Source organism: Pseudomonas sp. JZ134 (assembly GCF_051027695.1).
Classification (GTDB): domain Bacteria; phylum Pseudomonadota; class Gammaproteobacteria; order Pseudomonadales; family Pseudomonadaceae; genus Chryseomonas; species Chryseomonas luteola.
Genome location: NZ_CP069250.1, coordinates 3,609,953 through 3,622,693, shown reverse-complemented (window position 1 = coordinate 3,622,693; position 12,741 = coordinate 3,609,953). Strand labels below are relative to the sequence as shown.

Genomic DNA, 12,741 nt, shown 5'->3' with positions numbered 1-12,741 from the left:
ATGTTCACTGGCATCATCGAAGCCATAGGCTCGATCGCCGCGCTGACGCCTAAAGGTGGCGACATGCGCGTGTATGTACAGACCGGCAAGCTGGACCTTGCCGATGTAAAGCTGGGTGACAGTATTGCCGTCAGTGGCGTATGCCTGACGGCCGTAGAGCTTCCCGGTGATGGCTTCTGGGCGGACGTAAGCCGCGAGACACTGGCGCGTACGGCCTTTGTTGATCTGAAGATTGGCAGTCGGGTCAATCTTGAGAAGGCTCTGATGCCAACCAGCCGTCTGGGTGGTCATCTGGTTAGCGGGCATGTGGATGGCGTGGGTGAAGTGGTTTCACGCCAGGATAATGCCCGCGCCGTACAGTTCCGTATCCGTGCTCCTCGCGAGCTGGCGCGCTATATCGCCCTGAAGGGGTCGATCACCGTCGATGGCACCAGCCTGACCGTTAATGCGGTGGATGGCGCCGAGTTTGAACTGACCATCGTACCGCATACCCTGGCCGAGACCATTATGGCGGACTATCGCCCCGGCCGTAAGATCAACCTGGAGGTAGATCTGCTGGCCCGCTACCTGGAGCGCCTGCTCATGGGTGACAAGGCTGCCGAACCGCAGAAGGGCAGCGGTATTACCGAACAATTCCTGGCCCAACACGGCTATCTCAACTCCTGAGCGTAAAGGAAGACCTCCGTGGCACTGAACAGCATCGAAGAAATTATCCAGGACATCCGTGAAGGCAAGATGGTCATCCTCATGGATGATGAGGATCGCGAGAACGAAGGCGATATCATCATGGCGTCTGAGTGCGTGCAGGCTGAGCACATCAACTTCATGGCCAAGCATGCTCGTGGTTTGATCTGCATGCCGATGAGCAAGGAGCGCTGCGAGGCGCTGAACCTGCCGTTGATGGCAGCCCGCAATGGCTCGGGTTTCGGCACCAAGTTCACCGTCTCCATCGAGGCGGCCGAAGGGGTGACGACAGGTATTTCCGCTGCAGACCGCGCACGTACCGTACAGGTGGCCGCGGCTAAAAAAGCAACGGCCGCCGATATCGTCAGCCCAGGTCATATCTTCCCGCTCATGGCTCAGCCGGGCGGTGTGCTGGCCCGTGCCGGACATACCGAGGCGGCTTGCGATCTGGCGCGCATGGCAGGCTTTGAGCCGACCGGGGTGATCTGTGAGGTCATGAACGATGACGGCACCATGGCCCGTCGTCCGGAGCTCGAAGCCTTTGCCGAAGAGCATGGGCTGAAGATCGGTACGATTGCCGATTTGATCCACTATCGTTTGCTGCACGAGCATACCGTCAAGCGGATCGACGAACAGCCACTGGAAACCGAGCTGGGACGCTTTAATCTGGTCACCTACCGTGACGAGGTGGAAGGTGACGTTCATCTGGCGCTGACTATGGGTACCATCAAGAGTGATGAACCGACCCTGGTGCGCGTGCATAATATGGACCCGCTGCGCGATCTGCTGCTGGTGAATCAGGAAGGCCGTTGGAGTCTGCGCGATGCCATGACCAAGGTCGCGGAAGCTGGCACAGGCGTGGTGTTACTGCTGGGGCATTCCCTGGCAGGCGACGACTTGCTCACCCACCTGCGTGAGCCGGTCAGCAAGCCCAAGCCGCAGAGCACATACAGCACCGTAGGCGCTGGTTCGCAAATCCTGCGTGACCTGGGCATACGTAAGCTTCGTCTGCTCAGTGCACCGATGAAGTTCAATGCCATATCCGGCTTTGACCTTGAAGTTGTAGAATACCTGCCTCCCGTATAAACCGGCCTACGGATGGCCTGAACGGTGCGATGGTTGATGACCGTCGCGCCGACGATCGGATTTATTTGCGGGGCGTACGAAAACGCTCCGGTTCTTTAACAGACGAGACCTGCTCATGACCGTGAAGACCATTGAAGGTACTTTCATTGCCCCAAAAGGCCGCTTTGCCCTGGTGGTTGGCCGCTTCAACAGCTTTGTGGTTGAAAGCCTGGTTGAAGGTGCCGTAGATGCCCTGGTACGCCATGGTATCCGCAAGGAAGACATCACCATTATCCGCGTTCCTGGCGCCTTTGAAATTCCGCTGGCTACCCTGAAGGCTGCCCAGCGTGACGAATATTCCGCCATCATCGCGCTGGGCGCTGTGATTCGCGGTAGCACGCCGCATTTTGACTACGTTGCCGGCGAGTGCACCAAGGGCCTGGCGCAGGTTTCCATGGAGTTCGGTGTGCCGGTCTCCTTTGGCGTGTTGACGGTTGATTCCATCGAGCAGGCCATCGAGCGTTCGGGCACCAAGGCGGGTAACAAGGGTGCCGAAGCGGCGCTGTCTGCTCTTGAAATGGTGAGCCTGCTGTCGCAGCTGGAGGCCAAGTGAGCGCTGTAGACGGCCAAAAGCCCAAAGCTCCGCGCGGCAAGATTGCTGCGCGTCGTGAAGCCCGCAGCCTTTCGGTTCAGGCGTTGTATCAGTGGCATATGGCGGGGCAGGCGATCAACGAGATCGAAGCCCAGTTCCGTGTGGACAACGATTTCGCCAATGTTGATGGCGCTTATTTCCATGAGATCCTGCATGGCATTCCCGGCCTGAAAACCGAGATCGATGATCTGATCACCCCTTGCCTGGACCGCCCGCTGGAAGACGTTGATCCGGTTGAACTCGCGATCCTGCGCATGTCCTGCTACGAACTGCGCAACCGTATCGATGTTCCCTATAAGGTCGTTATCAACGAGGGTATCGAGCTGGCGAAGATATTTGGTGCAACCGACGGGCACAAGTTCGTCAATGGTGTACTGGATAAGTTGGCGCCCAAGCTGCGCGCTGCTGAATTACGCGCCAAGCGTTGACTGTAGCCATGACCGAGTTCGAGTTGATCCGCCGTTATTTTGCTGCCGCGCGCTGCGCACAGCCACGTAAGGATATCGCGCTCGGTCTGGGCGACGATTGTGCCTTGCTGATGCCTCGCCCAGGCGAGCAACTAGCGATTTCTACCGATACGCTGACAGCCGGGGTGCATTTTCCAGAAGTCTGCGATGGCTTTCTGCTGGGGCAACGTGCCCTGGCTGTCAGCGCCAGCGATCTGGCCGCCATGGGGGCCGCGCCCCTTGGTTTCACCCTGGCGTTGACGCTGCCGGATGCCGACCCAGGCTGGCTGGAGCGGTTTGCTCAAGGACTCGATCACATGGCTGCGGCCTGTGGTCTGGCCTTGATCGGCGGTGATACAACCCGCGGGCCGCTCTCTCTGACCCTGACTGTCTTTGGCTCCGTACCCTACGTGCAGGCGTTGACGCGGTCGGGTGCCCAGCCGGGCGATTTACTCTGTGTCGGCGGTGCGCCTGGAGAGGCTGGCGGAGCCTTGCCCTTTGTCTTGGGACAACGCCAGGAGCGGGGCGCCTACGTTGATACGCTCGTGGCGCGCTACTGGTCGCCGGCGCCTCAGTTCGAGTTGGGGCTTGCGCTAAGAGGTCGGGCTACCGCAGCGCTGGATATATCCGATGGGCTCCTGGCCGACTGCGGTCATATCGCGGCCGCTTCGAATGTCAAGCTGATCATTGAGAATGAAAGGTTGCCGGTCAGCCCTGCATTGGCGGCACTGTTCGAGCCTGAGCAGATTCGCTCACTGGCAATGTCCGCCGGTGATGATTACCTGCTTGCCTTTACATTGCCTGCACAGTATCTCAAGTCATTGCAGGCAGACTTCCCCCAGGTAGGTGTCATTGGGCGCGTTGCCTCTGGGCAGGGGGTTCAGGTACAGGACGCCATTGGCCGGGATGTCACACCCTTGCGGGGCGGTTATCAACATTTTGCGATGAAGCCATGACGTATCGTGCTGGTGATTTATCTGTCCTGGGAGCCATTTCGTGAGCAGACCTGTTAGCTCAGGGCCGGCTACACCGGCGGTGTGGCGTAATCCCTGGCATTTTCTAGCCTTTGGCTTTGGCTCAGGTACGTTGCCTAAGGCACCTGGTACCTGGGGCTCCCTGGTGGCGTTGCCCTTTGTCCCGCTTTGGCATCTGTTGCCGGACTGGGGCTATTGGCTGCTGCTGGTTGCGCTGATGATATTCGGTTTCTGGCTGTGTGGCCGTGTTGCGGATGACATGGGTGTGCACGATCACGAAGGTATCGTCTGGGACGAAATGGTAGGCATCTGGATCACTTTCTGGATGGCTCCGGCCGGCTGGGCCTGGTGGCTGGTGGGGTTTGCCGTGTTTCGGTTCATGGATATTCTGAAGCCCTGGCCGATCAGCTGGCTTGATCGTCATGTTCAAGGCGGCGTTGGTATCATGATTGATGATGTGCTGGCCGGTGTGTTTGCCTGGGCAGTTATGCAGGGACTGGGCTGGAGCTGGGCGCATATCGGGACGCTGTCCTGATCGCAGGCGCTACAAGGAGGCGGTGTGGTGCGCAAATGGATCGGTATCGGTGTATTGAGTCTGCTGCCTGCGCTGGTAACTGCCGCGCCTCAGGTTCAAGTGGTAGGTCTGTTCAACGGCGCAGCCGTAATCAATATCGATGGTCAGCGCAAAATGCTCAAGGTCGGTCAGCGACAGGGCGAGGTCGAGCTGGTCAGCGCGACGAGCCGGGAAGCGGTGCTGCGGATTGGAGAAACCAACCAAACGTTCATGCTTTCACGTGAATACAGTGACGGCTTTGCTGCGCCGCATAAGCGCCAACTTAGCATTGCTCGCCGAAATGACGGCCACTATTGGACGGCGGGCTCTATAAATGGCCAGCCTATCGAGTTTCTGATCGACACTGGCGCCTCGACTGTTGCCATGAACGAAGAGCAGGCGAACCGTCTTGGGTTGGATTACCAGAAGGGGCGGCCGGTACAGGTCAACACGGCAGGCGGAACCCGGAGGGCCTGGCTTGTACGCCTGGATCGCGTCAAGGTTGGCACCATTGAGGTGCTGGGTGTCGAGGCCATGGTGTTGGCAGGCGGTCATCCGACAGAAACGCTACTGGGCATGAGTTTTCTCAACCGGGTTGGCTGGCGCGAGGATCAGGGCGTCCTGTATGTCGAGGCCAAGAACTGACGTGATAGCTTCAAGCGCAATAGCCTCATAGCCTTTATGACTGAGCCGTCTCTGTTCATGGATGGTATACTATAACCCTCTTTCCGATAGGAGCCTGACGGTGTCTGTCGTTTTCGTCGCCGCATCCCAATTACCTACGCCCTTTGGCATTTTTACCATGCATGGCTTTCTCGATGAGTCCGATGGTAAGGAGCACGTGGCGCTGACCCTTGGCGATATTGCCAACGGTGAGCCGGTGCTGGGGCGTCTACATTCCGAGTGTCTGACGGGTGATGCCCTGTTCAGCCTACGCTGCGACTGCGGCTTTCAGCTGGAGGCGGCAATGCGGGCCATTGCTGAAGAAGGCCGTGGCGTTATCCTGTACTTGCGCCAAGAGGGGCGTGGTATTGGCCTCTTGAACAAGATCCGCGCGTATGAGCTGCAGGACGCAGGAGCTGATACGGTTGAGGCCAATGAACGTTTGGGATTTGGTGCAGACCAGCGTAACTACAGCCTGTGCAAGCCAATGCTCAAGCATCTGGGCGTCAATGCATTGAAGCTGATGACCAATAACCCTCGCAAGGTCAAAGCCCTAGAGGATCTGGGAATTACCGTAGCACAGCGTGTACCGCTGCAGACGGGCCTCAACCCTCATAACAAGCGTTACCTGGCCACCAAGGCTGGTAAGCTGGGCCACATGCTCGGCAATATCCATCAAGGCGAAGTCCTTCCTTCCTGATGAAGGCAGGCAGGCGCTGTTCGGTTCTGACCGGCGTCTGCCTGCTGTTCTGCTGCGTTCTCTCCCAGGCCGCCGAGCGCGTCATCAGTCTGGCGCCTTCGATGACCGATATCATGCTGGAGCTGGGTGTAGAGAGCCGCTTGGTAGGCGTACTGGATGCAGGCAAGCGTCCTGCTTCCTTGTCCGGGCTGCCTTCCGTTGGGCGTTATGGTCAGGTCAACATCGAAAAGATTGTCTCATTGCACCCTGACCTTATTCTGCTCTGGCCTGGTGCAGTTCCGCTTACCCAGCGCGAGCAGCTCAGGCAGTTGGGCTATACCATTGAAACCCTGGATGTTCATCGGTTGGATGAGCTGGCAGACGGGCTCGCTCGAATCGCTCAGGCGGTAGGTGTTCCTGATAAAGGGCAGCACTTGGCGACCCAGTTTCGTGAGCGTCTCGTCAGTGTGCGTAACCGCTACAGACAGTTGCCGACTGTACATGTGTTCTATCAAGTCTGGGATAAACCACTGTATACCGTAGGAAGCACGCAAATTATCAGCGATGCCATACAGGTATGTGGGGGCAGGAATATATTCGCTGATCTCTCACAACCGGCGCCGCAGGTGGGTATAGAAGCTGTGCTCACAAGAAACCCCGAGGTGATACTGGCCATGGATCAGGCTCAGCTCGAACCATGGCGACAGTGGCCAACATTAAAGGCGGTGGCACACCACCAACTCTGGGCTGTAGGTGACAAGCGGCTTGAACGGCCCAGCTATGGCATGCTGGACGCAGTGGTCAGGCTGTGTGAGCTGATAGACAAGGCCCGCTAAGCGGGCCTGTCCCAACGTGTCCCGTCAGGGATTGCGTGAAGCGAGTACAAGCGGCGCGGGCTCGGAGGCTGTATTGGCTTCAAGCTGTGCCAGGCGTTGCGTAACGGCCTTTTCGATGCCAAGTGCATCCAGTCCGCATTCAGCCAGCATTTCACTCGGCTTGGCATGCTCGACATAGTAATCAGGCAGACCCAGATTCAAGATCGGCTTGAGCAGGTTTTCTCGGGCAAGGAACTCATTCACGGCGCTGCCTGCACCGCCCATGATGCTGTTTTCCTCGATCGTAACCAGCAGGTCGTGGCTGTCTGCGAGTGCCCGGATCAGGGCTTCGTCCAATGGCTTGACGAAGCGCATGTCGGCCACGCTTGCATCAAGGCCCTCTGCTACCTGCAACGCTTCTTTCAGCTGTACGCCAAATACCAGGAAAGCAACCCTGTGGCCTTGACGGCGAAGAACGCCCTTGCCGATTTCCAGTGGCTCAAGCCCTGGCTCAATGGCTGCGTTAGGGCCGCTGCCTCGTGGATAGCGGACAGCCGCGGGTCCCTTGAACCGGTAACCCGTTGTCAGCATACGGCGCATTTCGTTCTCATCGCTGGGCGCCATGATCACCATACCGGGAATACAGCGCAGGAACGACAGATCGAAACTGCCGGCATGTGTAGGGCCGTCTTCACCCACCAGACCGGCGCGATCGATGGCAAACAGCACATCGAGGTTCTGTACGGCTACGTCATGGATCAGCTGGTCGTAGGCGCGCTGCAGGAAGGTGGAATAGATCGCCACTACTGGCTTGGCACCATCACAGGCCAGACCAGCTGCCAGTGTCACGGCGTGCTGTTCGGCGATCGCAACATCGAAATAGCGGTCTGGATACTGCTCGCTGAAGCGGATGAGGTCGGAGCCTTCCTTCATGGCAGGTGTTATACCTACCAGTTTTGGGTCAGCTGCCGCCATTTCACATAGCCAGTCGCCGAAGATGTTCGAATATTTGGGACTACCAGGCTTCTTGGGTGCCGCATCCAAGGGCTCAAGCTTGGTGATGGCGTGATATTCGATAGGTGCTGCTTCGGCAGCGCTGAAACCCTTGCCTTTCTTGGTCACGATATGCAGGAACTGCGGACCTTTGGCGTCACGCAGGTTGCGCAGGGTAGTGATCAGCGTCGGCAGGTCATGCCCATCGACGGGGCCAATGTAGTTCCAGCCCAGCTCTTCAAACAGGGTGCCCGGAACCAGCATTCCTTTGGCAGCTTCTTCGGTACGGCGGGCGATTTCCCACGCACCAGGCAGCTTGGCCAGTACCTTTTTCCCACCCTCGCGCATGTTCTGATACGTGCGACTGGACAGGAGCTTGGCAAGGTAATTCGACAGACCTCCCACGTTATGGGAGATCGACATGTCGTTGTCATTGAGAACGACGAGCATGTCGGCTTCTACGTCGGAGGCGTGATTGAGCGCTTCGAATGCCATGCCTGCGGTCAGGGCGCCATCACCGATCACCGCAACGGACTTGCGCTTGCTGCCTTGCATGCGGGCAGCAATGGCCATGCCCAGCGCCGCGCTGATCGAGGTGCTGGAGTGGCCAACCCCAAAGGTGTCGTACTCACTTTCAGAGCGACGCGGAAAGGCAGCGACCCCGCCTTTCTGGCGCAGTGTACCCATCTGGTCACGGCGTCCGGTCAGGATTTTGTGCGGGTAAGCCTGATGGCCGACATCCCAGACAAGGCGGTCGTCGGGTGTATCGAACACATAATGCAGCGCAACGGTCAGTTCGATGACCCCGAGGCCGGCGCCAAAATGCCCGCCGGTCTGCCCGACGGTATAGAGCAGATAGTGGCGCAACTCATCGGCGAGCGTTTCCAACTCGTGCTCGCTCAGGTGGCGCAGCGCAGCCGGGGTGTCGATGCGGTCGAGCAATGGCGTGGCGGGCCGCTCGCGTGGAATCTCGTGCAGCGTCTTGGGCATCAGGTCATCGTTATAAGGTATGAAAGATCGAAGTTTACCCGAAGCCCTCCAGTCACCCAACAGTGAACCGTCATATAGAGCTTCGAGCTGTTCTGTGTGTGACTAGTGGCGGCGTTGGACGATGTAGAGTGCTAATGCCCGCAAGGGTTCGGCAGACTCGCCAAAGTGCTGCAAGGCCTGCTGGGCTTGTTCACACAATAGCTGCGCATAATGCTTGGCCTCATCCAGGCCCAGCAGGGCCGGGTAGGTGGGCTTGTCCCGCGCAACATCTGCGCCCTGGCGCTTGCCCAAGGTGGCGGTGTCGCTTTCTACATCCAGCACATCGTCCTGTACCTGAAAGGCCAGTCCTACTGCGCGGGCATAGCGGCTTAGTGCATCCAGCTGCTCGAGCGTGGCCTTGCCGCTGGCCAATGCACCCAGGCGGACACTGGCTTCGATCAGTGCGCCAGTCTTGTGACGATGCATGATTTCCAGCGCCGTCTGGTCTATCTGTCTACCAACGGACTCAAGGTCAATGGCCTGACCGCCTACCATGCCGGCAGGGCCAGAAGCCTGAGCCAGGACATTAAGCATTTCCAAACGTGTCTCGGCCGTTTGCGGTGCGTTGGTCAGTATTTCAACTGCAAATGTTTGCAGTGCATCGCCTGCCAGAATGGCACACGCTTCGTCGTAAGCCTTGTGCGTAGTCGGACGGCCACGGCGCAGGTCGTCGTCATCCATAGCCGGCAAGTCGTCATGCACAAGTGAGTACGCGTGGATCAGCTCGACGGCGCACGCAGCATTGTCGGCCTGAGAGGGCTCTCCCCCAAGGGCTTCGCAGGCGGCATACACCAACAGGGGGCGCACACGCTTGCCGCCACCCATGACGCTATAACGCATTGCCTCATACAGGCGATCGAGCTCCGGACGTGGCGAGACGAACAGGGTGTCCAGCATGGCGTCGACACGTGCCTGACTGCGAGCCTGATAATCCTTGATCATGTGTCGTCGCCCTGTACGTCGAAGGGGGCTTCGGTCATGACTCCGTCGCGCTCGAGCAGAATCTGGACTTTCTGCTCAGCCTGACTCAGTGCACTCTGGCATTCACGGGTCAAGCGAATACCCTGTTCGAAGGCGCCCAGTGATTCTTCGAGGGAAAGCTCACCGCTTTCCAGGCGCTCGACCAGGGTTTGCAGTTCTGCCAGGGAGTGTTCGAAATCGGGAGCTTTCTTGCGGGCCATTGGCAATCTCGGGGGTGATACACAATCGCGGGACACTAGCAGAGGCGTGGAAGCCGAGTAAATACTTGCAGCGGAAATAAGAACGGCCCTGTCCAGGAGCCGATGGGGTAAGCGCCAGGACAAGGCCGTATACGGCTAGACAGACGCCAAGGCATCGGTCCGGGGAGGAAGTGCACTCTATAAGGTGTTACCAAGCGAAACTGTTTGCTCGCTGGCCAACACACATAGCAACTATCGCGCCAGGCCATGACAATTTGATTTCAGGGGCTTTCTGCCTGAAAAAATAGAAAACAGATGCGCTTTTGTGGAGCAAAAACCGCTGTCTGAGTATTTCATGGCGCAGTTGAAACTATCTCCTCGCTACAGCGTTACGTGAGCGTCGAGTACGGGATCTGCTTTTTGCTAAGCGAGGTGACGTTCCTGATATCGGCTATCGACTCAGCTCATACGCACACATGTTGACTGTTGATGCCAGGTTCAGCGATTCGATAGCGCCGCATCCGGGAATGGTAAAAGGCTGCGCATTAAGTATGGTCAATTGCTCATGGGGTACGCCGCGCGCTTCATTGCCGAACAGATAGCAATCGAATGTCTTAAACGCTGCCGATTGAACGTGATCACCACTCATGTCCAGACAGGCAATGCGGTCAAACCGTGTGCGCAGCGAATCTATTTTCACGTCCAACTCAATGGATGCATGAAAAATGGCGCCCATGCTGGAGCGAACAACTTTAGGGTTGTACGGATCAACACTGCCAGGGCTAAGCAAGCAGCGAAAGTTACCGAACCATACCAGCGTGCGCAGGATGGTGCCGAGATTGCCCGGATCCTGAATTTCATGCAGGTAAATGGCGCGCTCGTTATCAGCAAGCGCGCAACCCGGTGCGTTAGTGGCCGGCATCGGTACCAGCGCAATAACGCCTTGCGGTGTTTTGGTATCGGATATCTGCGCCATTTGGCGGTCACTGATCACATGGGTTTCAAACGAGCTTGCCCAGTGTTCATAGGCCTCGGTTACATAGAGCTGACTGCTCTGTAGCAGCGGATTCTGTAGCGCCGCCTTTTGTAACTCCAGCAGCAGGTGTTCGCCCTCCACCAGAAAATAACCGAACTCGGCCCGGTATTTCTTCTGGTGAAGTTTTTTGACGTCATCGAATTTCATCAAGACGCCGCTCGGCTGGGCTGTATGTTCGCCATCTCAAAGTCCGATAGAAGCGATTTGGCCAAAGCCTCGGCAACTTTAATTCCATCTACGCCCGCCGACAAAATGCCCCCCGCATAACCGGCACCTTCACCAGCCGGATACAGGCCGCGCAGGTTGAGGCTTTGCAAGGTCTCGTTGTCGCGAGTAATGCGGACAGGAGAGGACGTGCGGGTTTCGATACCTGTGAGAATGGCATCATCACGATCAAAGCCACGAATCTGCTTGCCGAATGCCGGCAGTGCTTCGCGGATGGCCTCGATGGCATAGTCTGGCAGCGAGGGCGCAAGATCACCCAGGCGTACGCCGGGTTTGTAGGAGGGCTCTACCTCGCCAAGTTCGGTCGACGGCACTCCACGGATGAAGTCGCCCACCAATTGTGCTGGTGCGCAGTAATCGCTGCCCCCCAGCTCGTAGGCCCGCGACTCAAGGCGTTCTTGCAGATCCAGGCCAGCCAGCGGGTCGCCTGGGAAATCCTGCTCCGGGTTGATACCCACAACAATGCCTGAGTTTGCATTGCGCTCGTTGCGCGAGTACTGGCTCATGCCGTTGGTCACGACGCGCCCCGGCTCGGAGGTGGCGGCCACTACGGTCCCGCCGGGACACATGCAGAAACTGTAGACGGCACGACCGTTTTTGGCGTGATGCACTAATTTGTAATCGGCGGCGCCCAGCTCCGGATGGCCGGCGTATTTGCCCAGGCGAGCCTGATCGATCATGCCTTGCGGATGCTCGATGCGGAAACCCACCGCAAAAGGTTTGGCTTCGATATATACGCCCTGGCGGTGTAGCATGCGGAAGGTATCGCGAGAGCTGTGACCCAGCGCGAGCACCACATGGCGGCTGCGGATTGTCTCGCCATTGGCTAACACCACACCTTCAAGCTGGCCGTTGTCGATCAGCAGATCGGTCACTTTACTCTCGAAGCGCACCTCGCCACCCAAGGCGATGATCTCCTCACGCATCGCTGCGACCACGCCAGTGAGACGGAAGGTACCGATATGCGGCTTGCTCACATACATGATCTCTTCCGGCGCGCCAGCGCGGACGAACTCGTGCATCACTTTGCGGGCGTAGAACTTGGGGTCCTTGATCTGGCTATAGAGTTTACCGTCCGAGAACAGGCCGGCTCCTCCCTCACCAAACTGCACGTTGGATTCCGGCGTCAGGATCTTTTTACGCCACAGCGCCCAGGTATCCTTGGTGCGTTTACGTACATCCTTGCCGCGCTCCAGCACGATGGGCTTGAATCCCATCTGTGCGAGCAGCAGCGCCGCGAACAATCCACAAGGACCAAAGCCTACGATTATCGGGCGCTCCCGCAAGTGGGCGGGCGCCTGAGCTACTGGGTAGTAGTGGGTATCCGGTGCTGGACGTACATGATTGTCATCGGCAAAGCGCGCCAGGATTGCCGCCTCGTTGCGTGCCTCTAGATCGATGATATAGATAAACAGAATGACGCTGTTTTTCTTGCGAGCATCGTAGCTGCGCTTGAATACAGTGAAGTTCAGCAAGTCGGCGTCGCTGATGCCCAGGCGTTTGACAATGGCCTTGCGCAACTCATCTGAAGAATGATCAAGAGGCAGGGACAGTTCGTTGATGCGAATCATGGCGGTAATCCTGGCCGGTGACTCCGGCAAAGGAAGCTTTAGAAAGGATGGGGTAAGAGGCGAATTATACCTCTCTCTATCCCTCCCTGACAGTCCTGCCTAACGGGTGCTACACGATCCCTGCCCACCAGTCTTATATTATCGGTTTATAATCGTTGCCATTGTGCGTCCAACCGCTTTCTGTTTTTCCCAGGCG

Annotated in this window: 14 protein-coding genes; 9 read left to right on the top strand and 5 right to left on the bottom strand. The window is 57.8% G+C overall.

Translation table 11 applies throughout. From position 1 onward, the window contains the following. The 9 genes from JQR86_RS16790 to JQR86_RS16750 all read left to right on the top strand — a co-directional run bounded on the left by JQR86_RS16790 (window position 1) and on the right by JQR86_RS16750 (window position 6,552). Entirely contained in the window at window positions 1-666 is a 666-nt protein-coding gene (locus tag JQR86_RS16790) for a riboflavin synthase (protein ID WP_434153934.1), read from the top strand. Window positions 667-684: 18 nt separating this feature from the next. Continuing rightward, complete coding sequence (gene ribBA / locus JQR86_RS16785) at window positions 685-1,770, top strand: bifunctional 3,4-dihydroxy-2-butanone-4-phosphate synthase/GTP cyclohydrolase II (protein WP_019366828.1); 1,086 nt, start codon at window positions 685-687, stop codon at window positions 1,768-1,770. A gap of 115 nt (window positions 1,771-1,885) precedes the next feature. Then, window positions 1,886-2,362 (top strand): 6,7-dimethyl-8-ribityllumazine synthase, encoded by a 477-nt coding sequence (gene ribH, locus JQR86_RS16780; protein ID WP_010796877.1) that lies wholly within the window; start codon window positions 1,886-1,888, stop codon window positions 2,360-2,362. After that, window positions 2,359-2,829 (top strand): transcription antitermination factor NusB, encoded by a 471-nt coding sequence (gene nusB / locus JQR86_RS16775; RefSeq protein ID WP_434153932.1) that lies wholly within the window; start codon window positions 2,359-2,361, stop codon window positions 2,827-2,829. The genes ribH and nusB overlap by 4 nt, the downstream gene beginning before the upstream one ends. An 8-nt stretch (window positions 2,830-2,837) precedes the next feature. Further along, complete coding sequence (gene thiL, locus JQR86_RS16770) at window positions 2,838-3,803, top strand: thiamine-phosphate kinase (protein ID WP_434153931.1); 966 nt, start codon at window positions 2,838-2,840, stop codon at window positions 3,801-3,803. Window positions 3,804-3,843: 40 nt separating this feature from the next. Further along, window positions 3,844-4,356: a phosphatidylglycerophosphatase A family protein gene (locus JQR86_RS16765; protein WP_125887347.1), complete on the top strand. Its 513-nt coding sequence runs from the start codon at window positions 3,844-3,846 to the stop codon at window positions 4,354-4,356. Between the two features lie 24 nt (window positions 4,357-4,380). Next, the gene (locus JQR86_RS16760; protein WP_434153930.1) at window positions 4,381-5,019 is read left to right on the top strand and encodes a retropepsin-like aspartic protease family protein; all 639 of its coding nucleotides are present in this window, start codon (window positions 4,381-4,383) and stop codon (window positions 5,017-5,019) included. A 100-nt stretch (window positions 5,020-5,119) separates the two neighbouring features. Further along, window positions 5,120-5,737 (top strand): GTP cyclohydrolase II, encoded by a 618-nt coding sequence (gene ribA / locus JQR86_RS16755; protein WP_019366825.1) that lies wholly within the window; start codon window positions 5,120-5,122, stop codon window positions 5,735-5,737. After that, a complete protein-coding gene (locus JQR86_RS16750) occupies window positions 5,737-6,552 on the top strand; it encodes a cobalamin-binding protein (RefSeq protein WP_434153928.1) in 816 nt (271 codons plus the stop codon). Before ribA ends, JQR86_RS16750 begins: the two co-directional genes overlap by 1 nt. A 24-nt stretch (window positions 6,553-6,576) precedes the next feature. Here JQR86_RS16750 and dxs read toward each other — a convergent pair whose 3' ends face one another. The 5 genes from dxs to JQR86_RS16725 form a co-directional block, all read right to left on the bottom strand. Continuing rightward, window positions 6,577-8,514, bottom strand: a complete 1,938-nt coding sequence (gene dxs / locus JQR86_RS16745) for a 1-deoxy-D-xylulose-5-phosphate synthase (protein ID WP_434153926.1) — start codon at window positions 8,512-8,514, stop codon at window positions 6,577-6,579. Between the two features lie 102 nt (window positions 8,515-8,616). Further along, window positions 8,617-9,495: a (2E,6E)-farnesyl diphosphate synthase gene (gene ispA, locus JQR86_RS16740; protein WP_019366822.1), complete on the bottom strand. Its 879-nt coding sequence runs from the start codon at window positions 9,493-9,495 to the stop codon at window positions 8,617-8,619. Further along, window positions 9,492-9,734 (bottom strand): exodeoxyribonuclease VII small subunit, encoded by a 243-nt coding sequence (locus tag JQR86_RS16735; protein WP_010796886.1) that lies wholly within the window; start codon window positions 9,732-9,734, stop codon window positions 9,492-9,494. Before JQR86_RS16735 ends, ispA begins: the two co-directional genes overlap by 4 nt. 430 nt (window positions 9,735-10,164) lie before the next feature. Next, entirely contained in the window at window positions 10,165-10,896 is a 732-nt protein-coding gene (locus JQR86_RS16730; protein WP_404625234.1) for a TrmH family RNA methyltransferase, read from the bottom strand. Then, window positions 10,896-12,545 carry an NAD(P)/FAD-dependent oxidoreductase gene (locus tag JQR86_RS16725; protein WP_019366819.1) on the bottom strand — a complete coding sequence of 550 codons (1,650 nt, stop codon included), beginning with the start codon at window positions 12,543-12,545 and terminating at the stop codon, window positions 10,896-10,898. Before JQR86_RS16725 ends, JQR86_RS16730 begins: the two co-directional genes overlap by 1 nt. Window positions 12,546-12,741 lie beyond the last annotated feature (196 nt).

Excerpts from the sequence above, each read along its gene's own strand:
- JQR86_RS16790 (WP_434153934.1), top strand. The coding sequence starts at position 1 with ATGTTCACTGGCATCATCGAAGCCATAGGCTCGATCGCCGCGCTGACG.
- ribH (WP_010796877.1), top strand. The coding sequence starts at position 1,886 with ATGACCGTGAAGACCATTGAAGGTACTTTCATTGCCCCAAAAGGCCGC.
- thiL (WP_434153931.1), top strand. The coding sequence starts at position 2,838 with ATGACCGAGTTCGAGTTGATCCGCCGTTATTTTGCTGCCGCGCGCTGC.
- JQR86_RS16750 (WP_434153928.1), top strand. The coding sequence starts at position 5,737 with ATGAAGGCAGGCAGGCGCTGTTCGGTTCTGACCGGCGTCTGCCTGCTG.
- dxs (WP_434153926.1), bottom strand. The coding sequence starts at position 8,514 with ATGCCCAAGACGCTGCACGAGATTCCACGCGAGCGGCCCGCCACGCCA.
- ispA (WP_019366822.1), bottom strand. The coding sequence starts at position 9,495 with ATGATCAAGGATTATCAGGCTCGCAGTCAGGCACGTGTCGACGCCATG.
- JQR86_RS16735 (WP_010796886.1), bottom strand. The coding sequence starts at position 9,734 with ATGGCCCGCAAGAAAGCTCCCGATTTCGAACACTCCCTGGCAGAACTG.
- JQR86_RS16730 (WP_404625234.1), bottom strand. The coding sequence starts at position 10,896 with ATGAAATTCGATGACGTCAAAAAACTTCACCAGAAGAAATACCGGGCC.
- JQR86_RS16725 (WP_019366819.1), bottom strand. The coding sequence starts at position 12,545 with ATGATTCGCATCAACGAACTGTCCCTGCCTCTTGATCATTCTTCAGAT.